Here is a 17,022-nt window from a genome sequence, read left to right as displayed (position 1 = left end):
AACGACTGCCGACCAGCCCCCACTCACCCGCAGTGAACAAGACGCCCGGCTCACGCGCCCCGTACCGCCCGCGCGAGCCGCGTCGCCGCCTCTGCCCGGGACGCGCTGTCCGGCGGGCGGCGGCGGGGATGCACCGTGTTCGCGAGGAGCACCAGGAACGTGTCCGTCGCGGGGTCCAGTACAAGGGACGTACCGGTGAAACCGGTGTGCCCCGCGGCACCCCGCCCGGCGAGCGCACCCATGAACCAGGGCTGGTCGACGGCGAAGCCGAGGCCCGGCGGGGTGAGCATCAGCTCGACGAAGTCGGGGCCGAGGATGCGGGCGGGCCCGTAGGAACCGCCCGCGAGGAGGGTCCGGCAGAAGATCGCCAGGTCGTGAGCCGTGGAGAAGAGGCCCGCATGCCCGGCCACCCCACCGAGCGCCCACGCGTTCTCGTCGTGCACGACCCCCCGCAGCATCCCCCGGTCCACCTTGCCCCACGGCCGCCGCTGGTCCTCGGTCGCCGCCGCCCCCGCGCACGGCCCGAAGGACGTGGCCGTCATCCCGAGCGGCCGGGTGATCCCGTCGCGGACGAGGACGTCGAGCGTGCGGCCGGTGACGCGTTCCAGGACGTGTTGGAGGAGGAGCAGGTTCAGGTCGGAGTACACGTACTCCCCCGGCGGGGACGAAGGGGCCTCGGCCCGCAGCAGGGCGAGGCGCGCCGCGTCGTCCGGGCAGTCGTACAGCGGGAGTTCGGGGCGCAGCCCGGAGGTGTGCGTGAGCAGCTGTCGTACGGTGATGTCGTGGGCGGAGGCCGCGCGGAACTCCGGCAGATACGCCCCCACCCGCGCGTCGATCCCCAGCGTGCCCCGCTCCAGCTGCTGCACCGCGGCGACCGCCGTGAACAGCTTGGTGAGGGAGGCCAGGTCGAAGGGGGTGTCGACGGTCATCGGCCGCCGGTCCCCGGGCGGCAGTTCGACCCCGGTGTCGGTCTTCTCGTCGTACGAGGAGTAGCGCACAGCCCAGCCCGCCGCTTCCTCGACGGCGATGACGGGGCCGCGGCCGGCGACCAGCACGAGGCCCGCCGTCCAGGGGCGCGGCCCACGGGTGAGGGTGCGGACGTCCCGTACGAGGTGGCGCAGTTCCGTCGGGTCGAGCCCGGCCCGTTCCGGGGTGTCCACGCGCAGTCTCGGTGCGCTCAGCTGTCCGCCGCCTTTCCGTCCACGGTGTGTCCCGTCTGCCAGGGACGGCACAGTCCCACGAAGAAGGCGATGGCCACCAGTACCGCCGCCAGTTGGACGACGGCCATCGGGACGGCGGTGTGCTCCCCGGCGATGCCGACGAGCGGGGAGGCGATCGCGCCGATGAGGAAGGAGGAGGTGCCGAGCAGCGCGGACGCGGAACCGGCCGCGTGCCGTACCCGCATCAGGGCCAGTGCCTGGGTGTTGGGCATGGCGAGGCCCATGGCGGACATGAGGACGAAGAGGGCCGCGGCCACCGGGACCAGGCCTGCCTTGCCGAAGACGCCGGTGGCGAGCAGGAGCAGCGCCGTCGCGGCGAGGGCGATGAGGCCGAGGCCGAGCGCGAGGACCTTGTCGAGGCTGACCCGGCCGACGAGGATCTTGCCGTTGATCTGGCCGACGACCACCAGGCCGACGGAGTTGATCCCGAAGAGCAGGCTGAAGGTCTGCGGGGACGCGCCGTAGATCTCCTGGATCACAAAAGGCGAGGCACTGATGTAGGCGAACAGTGCCGCGAAGGCGAAGCCGCCCGCCAGCGTGTAGCCGGTGAAGACGCGGTCGGCGAGCAGTCCGCGCATGGCGCGCAGCGCCTCACCGACGCCGCCGCCGTGGCGCTGCGCGGGCTCGAGGGTCTCGGGGAGCTTCGTCCAGACGAGCGCGGTGAGTGCGATGCCGACCGCCGTGAGGAGGACGAACACACCCCGCCAGTCGGTGGCGCGCAGGATCTGGCCGCCGATGAGGGGCGCGACGACGGGGGCGACGCCGGAGATCAGCATGAGGGTGGAGAAGAATCGGGCCATGGCCATGCCGTCGTACAGGTCGCGTACGACGGCTCGCGCGATCACGATGCCGGCCGCGCCCGCGAGGCCCTGGGCGAGGCGGAAGGCGACGAGGAGTTCGACGTTCGGGGCGAGGGCGCACAGGGCGGTGGCGAGGACGTAGACGACGAGGCCGACGAGGAGCGGGCGTCTGCGGCCCCACTTGTCGCTCATCGGTCCGACGACGAGCTGGCCGAGCGCCATCCCGGCGAGGCAGGCGGTCAGCGTGAGCTGGACGGTGGCGGCGGGGGCGTGCAGTGCGCGGGTGACCTCCGGCAGGGCCGGGAGGTACATGTCCATCGACAGCGGGGGCGTGGCGGTGAGTCCGCCGAGGATCAGGGTGACGAGGAGTCCGGTGCGGCGGAGGGCACCGGGGGCCGGCGCTTCGGGCGCCGCGGGTGCGTCGGCCACCGCTGGTGCGTCGGCCACCGCCGTGTTCGGTATGTGCCCCTGCGGGGCTTCCGGGCCCTTCGGGTCCCGCCTGGTGTGCCCGCGCTCGGGCATGAGCCCCTCCCTCTTCGAGTAATCCGCCACCTATGCTCTCAGTTCGAACGGAGTGTTCGGGGTCACAGAACTTCAAGTGGCAGAGCGCGTGGCAGAGCGAAGGGCCGGGAATGACGGGCGTGGGCGAGCGGGTGCGGTGGGGGATTCTGGCGACCGGCGGGATCGCGGCGGCCTTCACGGCGGATCTGGTGGACATGCCGGACGCCGAGGTCGTGGCCGTGGCCTCGCGGACGGACGCCTCGGCGAAGGCGTTCGCCGAGCGGTTCGGGATTCCGAGGGCGTACGGGGACTGGGCCTCGCTCGCGGCGGACGAGGACGTCGACGTCGTGTACGTCGCCACTCCGCACTCGGCGCACCGGGCCGCCGCCGGGATGTGTCTGGAGGCGGGGCGCCATGTGCTGTGCGAGAAGGCGCTCACGCTGAACGTGCGCGAGGCGGAGGAACTGGTCGCGCTCGCCAAGGAGCACGACCGCTTCCTGATGGAGGCCATGTGGATGTACTGCAATCCGCTGGTCCGGCGGCTCAAGGGTCTCGTCGACGACGGTGTGATCGGTGAAGTCCGCACGATTCAGGCCGACTTCGGGATCAATGGCCCGTTCCCGCCGTCGCACCGGCTGCGGGACCCCGCGCAGGGTGGTGGCGCGCTGCTCGATCTCGGTGTCTATCCGGTGTCGTTCGCGCAGTTGTTGCTGGGGGAGCCCTCGGGCATCACCGCGAGAGCGGTGCTCTCCGACGAGGGCGTCGATCTCCAGACCGGAGCACTGCTCACCTGGGAGAGCGGCGCTCTCGCTTCGGTGCACTGCTCCGTCAACGGCGGCACCCCTGTCTCGGCCTCCGTCACCGGTTCCCAGGGCCGCATCGACATCCCGGGCGGTTTCTTCTTCCCGGACCGGCTCGTGCTGCACCGCGACGGCCGCGACCCCGAGGAGTTCACGGCCGACCCGGCGCACGGCCCGCGCACCAGCCTCAAGCACGAGGCCGCCGAGGTGATGCGCGCCCTGCGGGCCGGCGAGAGGGAGTCACGGCTCGTCCCCCTGGACGGCAGCCTCGCCGTGATGCGCACGCTCGACACGATCCGCGCCCAGATCGGCGTCCGCTACCCCGGAGAGACCGACTAGAACCGTCCGGCCAGAACGGTCTGGCGTGAACAGTCCGGCCAGGACCGCCGGCCAGGACGCCGACACCGCACGGCAGTCCTCCCGATTACGCTGCGGGCCCATGAATGCCCTCAACGACTCGAACGCCCTGCCCGCCCCGCAGACGAAGATCGCGGTGGTGACCGGCGCGGGCTCCGGCATCGGCCGTGCGGTGGCCGTCGAACTGCTGCGCACCGGCTGGTCGGTGGCGCTCGCCGGACGCAAGCCGCAGACGCTGGAGGAGACGGCCGCCCTCGTCCCCGGGGCGGTCTCCCTCGTCGTACGCACCGACGTCTCGCGCCCCGACGACGTGGCGGCCCTGTTCGACGCGGCGCGCGAGCGCTTCGGGCGGCTGGACCTGCTCTTCAACAACGCGGGGACGTTCGGGCCCGGCGGCGTCCCGGTCGAGGAACTGCCGTACGAGGCATGGCTGCACGTCGTGAACACGAACCTCAACGGCGCGTTCCTGTGCGCGCAGGCCGCGTACCGGCAGATGAAGGAGCAGGACCCGCAGGGCGGCCGGATCATCAACAACGGCTCGATCTCGGCGCACACGCCCCGCCCGCTGTCGGTGGCGTACACGGCGACCAAGCACGCGCTGACGGGGCTGACCAAGTCGCTGTCCCTGGACGGGCGTCCGTACCGGATCGCCTGCGGTCAGATCGACATCGGCAACGCGGCGACCGACATGACCGAGCGCATGCGGACGGGAGCGTTGCAGGCGAACGGGGAAACGGCGGTCGAGCCGGTGATGGACGTGGCGGACGTGGCACGCACGGTGCGGCACATGGCCGAGCTGCCGCTGGAGGCGAATGTGCAGTTCGCGACGGTACTGGCCACCGCGATGCCGTATGTCGGGCGTGGCTGACGGGCCCCGGACAGCTCGTCGACGGCTCGTCAACGGCTCAACCTACACAAACGGAAGCTGAACGTCCGTACCGTTCCGGCCGGTGGCGGGCTTATGCTCGTGGCTTCTCCACCAGAGCTTCACACTTGGAGTGGAGGACTTCGGTACGACCACGGTCCACACCGAGGGGGGTGGTGGCAGCCGTTCCGCGGCCCGGGTGGGGGGCGGACCTCGCGCGGGACCGCGAGGTGAGCTCCGGGCCTCGGAACGGCTGCCCCAACAACGGCCGGCCCCCAGCGGCCACCGCGGTCAGCCCTGGTGACGTTCCTGACCGTCCTGACGTTCGTGACCGTCCTGGCGTCCCTCCGGGGCCTCGTCCCCCACCACACGCCGCCGCCTGCGCCACGCGTACGCCCCGCCCGCGAGCAGCGCGATCGCTCCCCCGGCCCCGCCGACCAGCTCCCACGACGACGAGCCGCCGTCGCCCGCCGCCGTCGCGGGAGCTCCGGCCGCCGCCTTGCCCGCCTTCCGGCTGGGAGCCGCGGAGGCGCCGCCCTCGCTGAGCGGATCGACGAGGGCGCCCACGGACCGGGCCTTCGCGCCCTCCTTGAACCCCCAGTCGAGCAGCGCGGCCGTCTCCTCGTAGACGCCGCTGCCGCCGCTCTTGGGGTGCATCACGGTGACGAGAAGGGTCCGCCCGCCACGGGTCGCGGCGCCGGTGAAGGTGTTGCCGGCGTTGCTGGTGTAGCCGTTCTTCACACCGATGAGTCCGTCGTACGTCGGCACACCCCACGCGCCCGTCAGCAGGCGGTCGGTGTTCTGGATCTGGAAGGTCTTCTTGCCGCCCGCCGGGAAGTTCGCGGTCTTCGTGTGGCAGTAGGCGCGGAAGTCGGCGTCGGCGAGGCCGTGGCGGGCGAAGAGCGTCAGGTCGTAGGCGGACGACACCTGCCCCTTGTGGTCGAAGCCGTCGGGGCTGACCACATGGGTGTCCAGGGCCTGTAGGTCCTGGGCCTTGGCCTGCATCTGGGCGACCGTCCTGGCGAGGCCGCCGTTCATGTGGCTGAGGACGTGCACCGCGTCGTTGCCGGAGCGCAGGAAGACGCCGAGCCACAACTGCTCGACGGTGTAGGTGATGCCGGGCTTGACGCCGACCATGCTGGAGCCCGAGGGGATGTCGGCGAGGTCAGCGTCGGTCACCCGGTGTCGCTCGGTCCGCTCGAAGTTCTTCAGCACGGTGTCCGCGAAGAGCATCTTCAGCGTGGAGGCGGGCGCCAGGTGCGTGTGCGCGTGGTACGAGGCGAGCACCTCGCCGCTCTGGTGGTCGGCGACGAGCCAGGAGCGGGCGGTGAGCCGCTTGGGCAGCCCCGTGGCGTCGCTCACCTGGACGCCGGCGCGGGCGAGCCGCTCACCGCCGATCACGGGCGTGGCGGCCGACGCCGGGGAGGCCGCGGCCAGCGGGACGGCCGCGGCGAGGCCGAGGGCGGCACGGCGGGACAGCCGAGCGTCACGCGGGGGGACGGGAGAGGAATCGCGCATCCCGGGACCGTACAAAAGAAGTTCGCTCGTCTGTACGCCGGGGTCTCGAAGTCGCCATGCGTCGGGGTCTCAAAGAAAGGCCACAGCGCACCCCAAGGCAGCGCGAAGGAACACCCCCGCCCCCACATCCGGCCGACTCCTGCCCTCAGCACCCCACCCAACAGGGGTTTCCTGGCAATAGCCCCTCCGGACCTTAGGAATCAGCTGTCTTACGGAATATTGATTCCGGACCCTACTTTCTCAGCTCTCACACATCTCTTACTCAGCCCCGCTCAAAGGTTTCTCCATAGCTTGTGGCCGCGCCCACAGCGGGCGCCAAGAACCTTTGGGGAACGGGATGTTTGGCATCTATCTCAAGCGTGAGCTGAGCCGGCGCAAGAAGGCGGCCCTGGTGATCGCCATGGGTCTGGCGCTCGGTATCGCGCTGGTCATCACCGTCAACTCGGTGTCGGCCGGCATGCAGCAGGCACAGGACAAGGTCCTGAAGTCGCTGTACGGGCTCGGCACCGACATGACGGTGACCAAGGCCCAGACGGCGCCTTCGAGCAACTCGTCCGGCAGACCGAAGTTCGACTTCAACGCCAAGTCGAGCAGCTCCACCAAGCAGAGCTCGGACCGCGTGATGACGCAGGGCGGACAGTCCCTGGCCTCCTCCCTGGTCACCAAGGTCTCCGCGCAGAAGGGCGTGGCGAGCGCGGTGGGCGCGCTGAGCCTGAACGTCACCAAGGTCGACGGCTCCTTCACCCAGGGCACCGCGAAGTCCACGACGTCCTCGGGGTCCGGCGGCTCCTCCCAGCAGGGCGGCCCCGGCGGCGGCCAGGGCGGCGGCAGCACGGGAGCGCCCCAGGTGCAGGGCGGCGGCGCCTCCTTCGACGTGAACTCCTACTCCGTCGCGGGCGTCGACGTCACCAACCAGGACCTCGGCCCGCTCGCCACCTCGAAGATCACCTCGGGCAAGACCTTCACGGCGGCGCAGACCGACGCGAAGGTCGCGGTGGTCAGCAAGTCGTACGCCAAGGAGAACAAGTACACGGTCGGCAAGACCTTCAAGATCTCCGGCACCAAGTACACGGTCATCGGGATCGCGACGCCGGACAGCAGTGAGTCGACGACCGACGTCTACCTGCCGCTGAAGCAGGCGCAGACGCTGGGCGACGCGAAGAACAAGGTCACCACGATCTACGTCAAGGCGACCGACTCCAAGCAGATCACCACGGTCAAGACGACCATCCAGAAGAACATCTCGGGTACGACGGTCACCACCTCCGCGGACCTCGCCTCCACCGTCTCCGGCTCCCTGTCGACCGCCTCGAACCTGGCGACCAGCGTCGGCAAGTGGCTGTCCATCGCGGTGCTCGTGGCCGCGTTCCTGGTGGCGGCGCTGCTGACCTCCTCCGCCGTGTCCCGCCGGGTGCGTGAGTTCGGCACCCTCAAGGCGCTCGGCTGGCCCTCCCGCAAGGTCACCCGGCAGGTAGTCGGCGAGTCCATCGTGAACGGCCTGATCGGCGGCGCGCTCGGCATCGCCATCGGCCTCGGCGCGGCGTACGCGGTGACGGCGATCAGCCCGAAGCTGACCGCTGAGCTCGGCAACACCGGTGGCGGCGGTGGCGGCATGGGCGGCGGTCCCGGCGGCGGCGGTCCCGGGCAGCAGGCGGTCAAGAACACCATGGAGATCGCGCTCTCCGCGCCGGTCTCGGTGACCACCATCGCGCTCGCCGCGGGCCTGGCCATCGCGGGCGGTCTGATCGCCGGTGCGATGGGCGGCTGGCGCGCCTCGCGGATGCGTCCGGCGGACGCGCTGCGCAGCGTCTCGTAGTCCCCGCGGGCGACCCCCTTCCCTCTCGCCTTCTCTTCTCCTCTTCTCCTCTCTTCTCTTCTCCTCTCCCACTTCAACGCCTGCTTCATCTTCGGAGAACCTCATGTACAAGCTCACCGGCGTCACCAAGCGCTACACGCGGGGCAAGGACACGGTGGAGGCGCTGCGTGGCATCGACCTCACCATCGAGGACGGCGACCAGCTCGTCATCCAGGGCCCCACAGGCGGCGGCAAGTCCACCCTGCTCCAGATGATCGGCGGCCTGGACCGTCCCTCCGCCGGCAGCGTCGAGCTGGACGGCGTCGACCTCGCCTCCATCAGCGAGGCCAAGCTGACCCGGCTGCGCGCCGAGAAGATCGGCATCATCTTCCAGTCGTTCAACCTCATCCCGACGCTGACCGCGCAGGAGAACGTCGAGACCGCGCTCGTACCGCTCGGGGTGAAGCCCGCGGAGCGGCGCGAGCGGGCCGCCGAGGCGCTGCGTTCGGTCGGTCTCGGCGAGCGGCTGACGCATGCGCCGTCCGAGCTGTCGGGCGGTCAGCAGCAGCGTGTCGCCATCGCCCGCGCGCTGGTCAAGAAGCCGAAGGTGCTCCTCGCGGACGAGCCGACCGGAAACCTCGACGAGGGCACCCGCGACGACATCATGGGCCTGCTGGAAGGGCTGTGGCACGAGTACGGGCTGACCTTCATCATGGTCACCCACGACTCGTCGATCGCCCGCCGGGCGCCGCGCCTCGCGACCATCAAGGCCGGGCAGATCACCCTGACCGAGCAGGGGGGCCGGCGCCCCCTGTCCCAGCAGTACGTCCAGCAGTAGGCGCGTAGGCACATCCCGGGGCCGCTCACCGTCCCAGCACGCGGTCGGTCTCGGCCGGCCGCGCGGCGGTGAGTGGCCGTCGCGCGTTCGCGCCGCCGCTGGTGAGGATGCCCCTGAGGGCGTCGACCCGGGCGGTCGGGCTACGCCTGGCCGGTCTCGAACCGGATGATCCTGCCGCCGTCGTCGACGACGAAGCTCCACCTCGTCTTCATCTCGCCCCAAGTGTCGTTGCTGTAGCGGGCGATGAGGGCACGGCCGCCGTTCGACTCGTTGTCGACCTCCATGTGGCCGCGGGAGGAGAAGATCTCCCGATCGGTCCAGTCGGCGAGGTCCCGGTCGGCACCGTCGTCGGACATGGTCGCGCCGGGTGCGAGGAGGGCCTGGAAGGCGTCACGGTCATGGGCGTTCACAGCGGTGACGAAGGCCCGGACGGCCGGGTCGCTGAGTTTCGCTACCTGAATCGTCATGGGAGTCACCCTCACACCGGTCCCGCGCGCCCGCCACCCGAACGACACCCCGAACACGTCGCTCACGCGCCATCGGTGCGACGGTGGAGCGACGGGAGGGAGCGTTGACCACTGCCGCCGTCCGTCTGCTCTGGGAGCCACCGTGACCTGTTACGACCGAAGTGATCTGGGACTGCTGTTGCTCCGTCTGGGCACGGGCGGCGTGCTGGCCGCGCACGGGACGCAAAAGCTGTTCGGCTGGTTCGGCGGGGGCGGCCTCGAGGGGACCGGGACCGCCATGGAGGCCATGGGCTACACGCCCGGCAAGGCGAGCGCGGTGGCGGCGGGGCTGGCCGAGGCCGGCGGAGGCACCTTGCTGGCGCTGGGCCTCGCGACCCCCGCGGCGGGTGCGGCGGCGGCCGGGGGGATGGTGGGCGCGGCCGCGGTGCATCTGCCCAACGGGTTCTTCGCGATGAACGGCGGCTACGAGCACGCGGCGCAGCTGGCCCTGACGGCGGCGGGCCTCGCGGTGGCGGGCCCCGGCCGCCTCTCGCTGGACCACGCGCTCGGCCACACCGTGAACCGCGGCTGGATGGTCCCCGTGGCGCTCGGCGTGACGGCGGCGGCCACGCTGGCCGTGGTGGGCGCCCGGAACAAGAGGGTGCGTCAGGCGGCCGAGGGCAAGCAGGAGGCCCTGTTCGAGGAGTAGGCGCAGGAGCGTGGGTACGTGGGCCGGGGCGCACGGCCGGTGCGGGAAGCTTGCCCCATGGCTGATGACGACGTCTGGGAATCCATCGACCGCCTGCACTCCTGGCTGGACGCACACCGCGCGCACGGCGGCCAGGAGGGCCTGCTGCTGCGCATCCTGAAACTGTCGGAGGAGGTCGGCGAGGTCGCCGAGGCGGTGATCGGCGCGACCGGCCAGAACCCGCGCAAGGGCGCCAGCCACACCTGGGACGACGTACGGTCCGAGCTCTGCGACGTCGTCATCACGGCGCTGATCGCGCTGCGCACGCTGACGCCGGACGCGCGCGAGGTCTTCATGGCCCATCTGACGGGCGTCACGCAGCGGTCGCTCGGGACGGATCCAACTCCGTGAGCCGCGCCCGCACTTGTTCACCCCGTGGACGTGTGCGGGCCGTCGGCAGTTGGTGGGGACGGCCGAGCCTTCTCGTCGACATCACGCCGACGAAAGGGTCCCCGTGCAGGACTACCTTCTCCCCCGTGGCCGCAGGACGCTCGCCGTCGCCAGTGGGGTGCTCGCGCTCGCCGTCCTGGGGCTGGGAAGCCAGGCCCGAGCGGCGAGTTACGGGACTCCGACACTGTCGCTGTCGGCGTCCTATCTGTCCGGCGCGGTGGGGGCGAGCGGGGATCCGGTCGTGAAGGTGACGGTCGCACAGAGCGGCGCGGACGCCGGAGCGCTCACGGTCACGGTGACCAAGAGCAGCAAGACCTCGGTGGCGACCACCGCCGACGTCACGGTCACCGGCACCGGCGCCACCCGCCAGGTCGCCATCGCCGCGCGCGGCCGGGGCTACACCGACCTGACCGTGAAGGTCACCGGCGTGGACGGCACCACCGCGACCAAGACCCTGCACTACGCCGCGTCGGCCGCCGTCCAACAGGCCGCGGACAGCAGGTACTTCACGGGGTCCAGCGACGCCTCCGCCGCCGTGGACGCCGGGGGCGGCTATGCGGTGGTGGCGGACGACGAGTCCAACACCCTGCGGCTGTACGACCGTTCGGCCTCGGGCGCGCCCGTGAAGACCTGGGACTTCAGCTCGAACATCGGTGTCTCGAAGGAGATCGACATCGAGGGCGGCACGCGCGTCGGCGACACGATCTACTGGACGGGCTCGCTGGGCAACAACAAGGACGGCGTGTACAAGTCCGCCCGCAACACCGTCTTCACCACCAAGGTCAGCGGTTCGGGCGCGGCGACCGTGCTGTCGTACGGCGGCTCGTACGGCAAGCTCCGCGACGACCTCGTGGCCTGGGACGAGGCCCACGGCGACCGCTACGGCTTCGCGGCGGGCACCGCCGACGGCCAGGTCCCCAAGCAGATCGACGGGTTCAACGTGGAGGGGCTGGAGTTCGCGCCGGGGTCGACGACGACCGCGTACCTGGGCTTCCGCGCGCCGCTCGCCCCGGCGGTCGCCGGCGGCAAGGCGCTCCTCGTGCCCGTCACGAACATGGACAAGGTGGTCGGCAGCGGCGCCAAGGCCGTCTTCGGGACGCCGGTCGAGCTGGACCTCGGCGGCCTCTCCGTGCGCGACCTGCGCAAGAACGCCGCGAACCAGTACCTGATCGTCGCGGGTTCCTGGGCCGCCGACGACAACTCCGACCCGTACGCCCTGTACTCCTGGGACGGCGACCCGGCGCACGCCCCGGTCAAGCGGCTCGACCTGCCCACCTCGGACCCGGGCGGCTGGGAGTCGGTCGTCGACGTCCCGGATCTCACCGTTCCCGGCGCCCGCGCCCAGCTGATCACCGACGACGGCTCCGCCGACCTGTACGGCGACGGCACAGAGGCCAAGGACCTCACCCACCCCGAGTGGAAGAAGTCCCGGGCGACCTGGTTCACGATCGGCAACTGAGACCGGGGCGGGCGACCGGGGCACGGGGCCACTCCGCACTGCGGGCGCGGCTCCGTCCTGCGGGGGCGGGTCTGCCCCCCCCGGGCGCGGCTCTGCCCTGCGGGCGCGGCTCTGCCCCGCGGGCGCGGGTCTGCCCTGCAGGGGCGGCTCCCCCCGGCGGGGGCGGCTCTGCCCCGCGGGCGCGGCTCTGCCCCGCGGGCGCGGCTCCCCCCGGCGGGGGCGGCCCTGCCCCGCGGGCGCGGCCCTGCCCCGCGCGGGCGGCCCCCCGGCGGGGGCGGCTCTGCCCCGCGGGGGGTCTGCCCCGCGGGGGGGTCTGCCCCGCGGGGGGGTCTGCCCCGCGGGGGGGGCGGCTCCTCCCCGCAGGGGGCGGCCCGACCGCCCGGGCCGCCGCGTCCGTCGTAGCGCCGTCTGAGAAGGTGACCGTATGCGCCTGATCCTCATCCGCCATGGCCAGACCCCGTCCAACGTGGCCTTCCTCCTGGACACCGCCGTCCCCGGGCCGGGTCTGACCGACCTCGGCGAGAAGCAGGCCGCCGCGCTGCCCCAGACGCTCGCGGACGTGGACATCGACCTGCTGTACGTCTCCACGCTGACCCGCACCCAGCTGACGGCCGCCCCGCTGGCGGCCGCCCGCGGCCTCGAGGTGGTCGTACGCGACGGCATCCGTGAGCTGGAGGCAGGCGACCTGGAGATGATGCGCGGCGACACCGAGGCGGCCAGGACGTACTTCACGACGGCGTTCGCCTGGGTGGCCGGGGACACCGGGCTGCGGATGCCGGGCGGCGAGAACGGCACCGAGGCGCTGGGCCGGTTCGACGCGGTGGTCGCGGAGGCCGCGGCGACCGGCGCGGGCAGCGTCGCCATGGTCAGCCACGGCGCCGCGATCCGGGTGTGGACGGCGGCTCGGGCGCACAACGTCGACATGTCCTTCGCGACCCAGCACCGGCTGGACAACACCGACATCGTGATCCTGGAGGGCTCCCCCGAGGAGGGCTGGACGGCGCTGTCCTGGGCGGGCACGGACATCGGCGGCGCGGCGCACGCGCGGGAGAGCGGCCCCGCGGGACAGCCGCTGGGCCCCCCGACCGCGTAGACGCCCGCGTGTCCCCTGCGGGTACGGGAATCCGTCCCCGCGGAGGCGGGATTCTCACACCGACGGCACGTTGTACGGCGGCATGTTGTACGGCGTCACCACCTGGATCGCCGACGGCAGGAACGGACCCTCGTCCGGCAGCGCCTGCTGGGCCCGCATGATGGTCTGGCAGGCGCGCCGCATGTCCTGACGCAGGTCGTGGTGGAGCACCGCGGACAGCTTCCCCTCCGCCAGCAACCGGGTGTTGTCGTGGTCCAGGTCGTGCGCGACGAAGGCCAGCACCCCCCGGCCGAGCGCCGCGAAGGCGTCGATGGTCGCGGTGTTGCCGCCGCCGATGGAGTAGACGGCGTTGATCTCCGGATCCCGCTCCAGAGCGGCCAGGACCAGGGCCCGCTGGGTGGAGTCCAGCCCGTCGCTGTCCGTGACCTCGACCAGTCGGCGTACGGGCCCGCCGCCGCGCATCCCGCTGCGGAACCCCATCTCGCGCTCCTCCTCGTTACGGAAGGACCCCCGGCTGATCGTGACGAGCACATGCCCCGGACGGTCGGCGAGCCACTGGCGTATCAGGTAGGCGGCGGTGGCTCCGGCGGCCCGGTTGTCGATGCCGACGTACGCCAGCCGCGGGCTGCTGGGCAGATCCGTCACCAGCGTGACCACCGGGATGCCGGCCGCCACCAGCCGGCCGACCGCGGCGGTGACCTCGGGGACCTCCGGGGCCTTGAGGATCACTCCCTGGGAACCGCGCGCGGTGATCCTGTCGAGGTCCTTCACCAGCTCCGCCGCGGGGTCCGTCTCGCGGAAGTGGAACCGTGAGCGGACGATCGCCGGGTGCAGGGACGGCAGTTCGGCCTCCAGGGCGTCGCGTACCGCCGAGGAGAACCGCTCCGGGGTCTGCATCACGATGTCGATCATGAAGGTGCGGCCGCCGATGCGGACCTGGGTGCGCTGCCGGTCCAGGTCCTTGATGGCCTGCTGCACCTCCCGCGCCGTGCTCTCGCGCACACCGCCGCGATGGTTGAGGACCCGGTCGACCGTCGCCTCGCTCAGGCCGGCCTGCCGGGCGATCTCGCGGATCGTGTACGGATGTCCCATGGCTTCCTTCGCTGCGTCCCGTGATCGTGTGATCGCGGAGATCAATGAGGGGTTTTTGATGGTTCTCTGCGGATTGATTGACGGTCCAGGTCTCATGAGACTGGCAGAAATGTCACCGCGCCGGAAGGCGGCAGCACTCTCATGAACCAACTGCTCGAGGACAAGGTCGTCCTCGTCAACGGCGGCAGCCAGGGCGTCGGCGCGGGCATCGTGCGCGCGGCGCTGCGCGAGGGCGCCACGGTCGCCTTCACGGGGCGCCGCGCCGAGCTCGGCGAGAAGTTCGCCGCTCAGACCGGCGCCACGTTCGTACGGGCGGATCTGACCGATCCCGCGCAGGCGCGTGGCAGTGTCGAGCAGGTCGTGGCCGCCCACGGGCGGATCGACTGCCTGGTGAACGCGGCCGGGCTGACGTCACGCGGCACGCTCCTGGACACCACACCGGAACTGTTCGACGCGCACATGGCGGTCAACCTGCGGGCGCCGTTCTTCGCGATGCAGGCCGCCGTCCAGCATCTGGTGGACCGCGGGGCGCCGGGCACCGTCGTCAACATCATCACGTCCTCCGCGCACGGCGGGCAGTCCTTCCTCGCCCCGTACGTCGCCGCCAAGGCCGGGCTCATGGGCCTCACCCGCAACGCCGCCCACGCGCACCGCTGGGACCGGGTCCGGATCAACGGCCTCAACATCGGCTGGACGGACACCGAGGGCGAGGAGGAGATCCAGCGCGCCTTCCACGGCGCGGGCGACGACTGGCGGGAGAAGGCGGCGAAGACCCAGCCGATGGGCAAGCTGGGCCAGGTCGACGAGATCGCCGACTTCGTCGTCTTCCTGCTCTCCGACCGCAGTGGCGTGGTCACGGGCTCGGTCATCGACTGGGACCAGATCGTCTTCGGCGGCCTCGACTGATCCCCTGATCCCCTGACCCGCTGACCCCATCTGCCCCTCACCGCACTCCCCCTCCTCTCCTCTCTCCCCCCTCCCCTCCTCCCCCTCGCCCCTCCCTCGGCGGGCACACCCTCACTGGCTTTAGGAGCAATCTCATGCGTATCGGCATCCTGGGACTGGGCCGGATCGGCGCCTTCCACGCGGCGACCCTCGCCGGGCTCGACGCGGTGGACACCCTGGTCGTCAGCGACCCGGTGGCGGCGGCCACCGCGGCGGCGGTGGAGCGGTTCGGGGCGACGGCGGTGGACTCCCCCGAAGCGGTGCTCGCCGCCGGGGTCGACGGCATCGTCATCGCGGCCGCCACCGACGCGCACCCCGCGCTCATCCTCGCCGCGGTCAAGGCGGGTATCCCGGTCTTCTGCGAGAAGCCGGTGGCGCGGACCGTCGAGGAGAGCCTCGACGTGCTGGAAAGCGTCCGGGACAGCGGTGTCGAGGTGCAGATCGGCTACAACCGGCGTTTCGACGCGGGCTGTGTGGCCGCCCGCAAGGCCGTGGTGAGCGGCGAACTCGGCAAGCTGCACACCGTACGGTCCACCACGCTGGACCCGGCGCCGCCGCCCGCCGCGTACGTCGCGGTCTCCGGGGGCATCTTCCGCGACTGCAGCGTGCACGACTTCGACATCGTGCGGTGGGTCACGGGCCGCGAGGTGGTCGAGGTGTACGCGGCCGGTGGCAACCGGGGTGCCGAGTACATCGCCGAGGCGGGTGACGTCGACACCGCGTCCGCGATCCTCACCCTCGACGACGGCACCATCGCCCTGGTCTCCAACTCCCGCCACAACGCGCGGGGTTACGACGTCCGCCTGGAGCTGCACGGCATGCGCGACAGCATCGCCGTGGGCCTGGAGGACAAGCTGCCGCTGCGTTCCGTCGAGCCGGGCGCCACCTTCCCTGCAGGCCCGCCGCACGACTTCTTCATGGACCGGTTCGCGCCCGCCTACCGCGCCGAACTCACCGCCTTCACAGAGGTCGTCGCGGGCCGCGCCACCTCGCCGTGCACGGTCGCCGACGCCATCGAGGCCGGCTGGATCGCCGAGGCCTGCGCCCTTTCACTGGCCGAGCACCGCCCCGTACGCCTGGAGGAGGTACGCGAGGCCTGACCACCGGACGCAGCAGGGCCGGACGGCGCGCCCGAGTCTCCGGTCGCGCCGTCCGCCCTCGTGCGGTGCCGCCGTCAGCCCCTCATACGGTGCCGCCGTCAGGCCCTCGTGCGGTGCGGCCGTCGCGCGTCGCCGCCGTCAGGCGAGAACAGCCGCAGCCGGCTTGAGGACCTCCTCGCACCACTGGTGGAAGGTGGTGGGGGTGGTGGCCCCCGGGGTGCGCGGCTCGGCGTTGTCGAGCCCGCGGTCCTTGGCCGTCGCCATGTCGGCCATGCCCTGCGCCATCGCCTCGGACATCCCACGCTGCGTCAGCGTGTCCCTGAACGACTCGACCGGGACGTACTGGAAGCGCACCGGCTTCCCCAGCACCTCGGACATGATCCGCGCCATGTCCTCGAAGGACAGGTCTTCGGGCCCGAGCACCGGGACCTCGCCCTGCCCGCTCCAGGAGTGGTCGAGCAACAGCCCGGCAGCCACGGCGGCGATGTCACGGGTGGCACAGGTCGGCGCCTTGAGGTCCCCGGCGACAGGCTGGAAGAACACACCCTGGTTCTTGATGGACTCGACCTGACGCAGCAGGTTGTCCATGAACGAGGGCAGCGTCAGCGCCCGGTAACCCACGCCCGTGCCCGCGATCAGGTCGTCCATCGCCAGGGACGCCGACACCAGCCCGGCGTTCCCGGGCACCCCGCGCCCCAGCGCCGAGATTCCCACGACCCGCTGGACCCCCTGCCTCTTGAATGCCTCGCACGCGGGCCGGCTGAACTCCACATAGACGTCCTCGACCCGCTCGGCCCGCGGGTTGGGCGGCGCCAGCCAGAAGACGCTGTCCGCACCGGCGAACGCCGACTCGACGACGTCGGGGTCGCCGTGCGAGCCGGTCACGACCTCGACCCGCTCGCGTACCCGCGGCAAGAGCCGGGAGGGATCGCGCGCGATCACCCGAACCGACTCCCCGCCGTCGAGGACGTCGCCCAGGACGATGTCGAGGACCTGGCGGCCGATCTGTCCGGTGGGCGCAGTAATGACGATCACGAAAAGGAACCTCCTGAGGA

Annotated in this window: 16 protein-coding genes; 10 read left to right on the top strand and 6 right to left on the bottom strand. The window is 71.7% G+C overall.

Features of this window, described 5'->3' with window-relative positions:
• Positions 1-50: 50 nt before the first annotated feature.
• Both ACZ69M_RS03450 and ACZ69M_RS03445 read right to left on the bottom strand, forming a co-directional pair.
• Complete coding sequence (locus tag ACZ69M_RS03450; protein WP_470046386.1) at positions 51-1,223, bottom strand: serine hydrolase domain-containing protein; 1,173 nt, start codon at positions 1,221-1,223, stop codon at positions 51-53.
• Complete coding sequence (locus ACZ69M_RS03445) at positions 1,178-2,542, bottom strand: multidrug effflux MFS transporter (RefSeq protein WP_470046214.1); 1,365 nt, start codon at positions 2,540-2,542, stop codon at positions 1,178-1,180. Before ACZ69M_RS03445 ends, ACZ69M_RS03450 begins: the two co-directional genes overlap by 46 nt.
• Positions 2,543-2,652: 110 nt before the next feature.
• Between ACZ69M_RS03445 and ACZ69M_RS03440 the strand changes: the two genes are divergently transcribed.
• Both ACZ69M_RS03440 and ACZ69M_RS03435 read left to right on the top strand, forming a co-directional pair.
• A complete protein-coding gene (locus ACZ69M_RS03440; RefSeq protein ID WP_470046213.1) occupies positions 2,653-3,660 on the top strand; it encodes a Gfo/Idh/MocA family protein in 1,008 nt (335 codons plus the stop codon).
• 100 nt (positions 3,661-3,760) lie between these two features.
• Entirely contained in the window at positions 3,761-4,546 is a 786-nt protein-coding gene (locus ACZ69M_RS03435) for an SDR family oxidoreductase (protein ID WP_470046212.1), read from the top strand.
• 288 nt (positions 4,547-4,834) lie between these two features.
• Here the strand turns inward: ACZ69M_RS03435 and ACZ69M_RS03430 are convergent, their stop codons facing one another.
• Positions 4,835-6,061: a D-alanyl-D-alanine carboxypeptidase family protein gene (locus ACZ69M_RS03430; protein ID WP_470046211.1), complete on the bottom strand. Its 1,227-nt coding sequence runs from the start codon at positions 6,059-6,061 to the stop codon at positions 4,835-4,837.
• Between the two features lie 337 nt (positions 6,062-6,398).
• On the opposite strand from ACZ69M_RS03430, the gene ACZ69M_RS03425 reads away from it, so the two are divergent.
• Entirely contained in the window at positions 6,399-7,877 is a 1,479-nt protein-coding gene (locus tag ACZ69M_RS03425; RefSeq protein ID WP_470046210.1) for an ABC transporter permease, read from the top strand.
• A 103-nt stretch (positions 7,878-7,980) separates the two neighbouring features.
• On the top strand, positions 7,981-8,694 hold the full coding sequence (locus ACZ69M_RS03420) for an ABC transporter ATP-binding protein (protein ID WP_054230873.1): 714 nt from the start codon (positions 7,981-7,983) through the stop codon (positions 8,692-8,694).
• Between the two features lie 140 nt (positions 8,695-8,834).
• On the opposite strand, the gene ACZ69M_RS03415 is transcribed toward ACZ69M_RS03420, so the two are convergent.
• Positions 8,835-9,161, bottom strand: coding sequence for a nuclear transport factor 2 family protein (locus ACZ69M_RS03415; protein ID WP_470046209.1), 327 nt, complete (start codon positions 9,159-9,161; stop codon positions 8,835-8,837).
• A 142-nt stretch (positions 9,162-9,303) separates the two neighbouring features.
• On the opposite strand from ACZ69M_RS03415, the gene ACZ69M_RS03410 reads away from it, so the two are divergent.
• From ACZ69M_RS03410 to ACZ69M_RS03395, 4 genes are all read left to right on the top strand, one after another.
• Positions 9,304-9,849, top strand: coding sequence for a DoxX family protein (locus ACZ69M_RS03410; RefSeq protein WP_470046208.1), 546 nt, complete (start codon positions 9,304-9,306; stop codon positions 9,847-9,849).
• A 57-nt stretch (positions 9,850-9,906) separates the two neighbouring features.
• Positions 9,907-10,239 carry a MazG-like family protein gene (locus ACZ69M_RS03405; protein WP_470046207.1) on the top strand — a complete coding sequence of 111 codons (333 nt, stop codon included), beginning with the start codon at positions 9,907-9,909 and terminating at the stop codon, positions 10,237-10,239.
• Between the two features lie 103 nt (positions 10,240-10,342).
• Positions 10,343-11,737, top strand: a complete 1,395-nt coding sequence (locus ACZ69M_RS03400) for a hypothetical protein (protein WP_470046206.1) — start codon at positions 10,343-10,345, stop codon at positions 11,735-11,737.
• Positions 11,738-12,161: 424 nt separating this feature from the next.
• Positions 12,162-12,830 carry a histidine phosphatase family protein gene (locus tag ACZ69M_RS03395; RefSeq protein ID WP_470046205.1) on the top strand — a complete coding sequence of 223 codons (669 nt, stop codon included), beginning with the start codon at positions 12,162-12,164 and terminating at the stop codon, positions 12,828-12,830.
• A gap of 54 nt (positions 12,831-12,884) precedes the next feature.
• Here the strand turns inward: ACZ69M_RS03395 and ACZ69M_RS03390 are convergent, their stop codons facing one another.
• A complete protein-coding gene (locus ACZ69M_RS03390) occupies positions 12,885-13,922 on the bottom strand; it encodes a LacI family DNA-binding transcriptional regulator (RefSeq protein ID WP_470046204.1) in 1,038 nt (345 codons plus the stop codon).
• A 141-nt stretch (positions 13,923-14,063) separates the two neighbouring features.
• Here ACZ69M_RS03390 and ACZ69M_RS03385 point away from each other — a divergent pair, with 141 nt between their 5' ends.
• Positions 14,064-14,828, top strand: a complete 765-nt coding sequence (locus tag ACZ69M_RS03385) for an SDR family oxidoreductase (protein WP_470046203.1) — start codon at positions 14,064-14,066, stop codon at positions 14,826-14,828.
• A 134-nt stretch (positions 14,829-14,962) separates the two neighbouring features.
• On the top strand, positions 14,963-15,967 hold the full coding sequence (locus ACZ69M_RS03380; protein WP_060897193.1) for a Gfo/Idh/MocA family protein: 1,005 nt from the start codon (positions 14,963-14,965) through the stop codon (positions 15,965-15,967).
• A gap of 138 nt (positions 15,968-16,105) precedes the next feature.
• Here ACZ69M_RS03380 and ACZ69M_RS03375 read toward each other — a convergent pair whose 3' ends face one another.
• Positions 16,106-17,002 carry an NmrA family NAD(P)-binding protein gene (locus tag ACZ69M_RS03375; RefSeq protein WP_470046202.1) on the bottom strand — a complete coding sequence of 299 codons (897 nt, stop codon included), beginning with the start codon at positions 17,000-17,002 and terminating at the stop codon, positions 16,106-16,108.
• Positions 17,003-17,022: the final 20 nt, after the last annotated feature.

It is taken from the genome of Streptomyces sp. NPDC107454, from assembly GCF_055582885.1.
The sequence above is the reverse complement of the archived record's forward strand: the minus strand, read 5'-3'. Positions and strand labels throughout refer to the sequence as shown.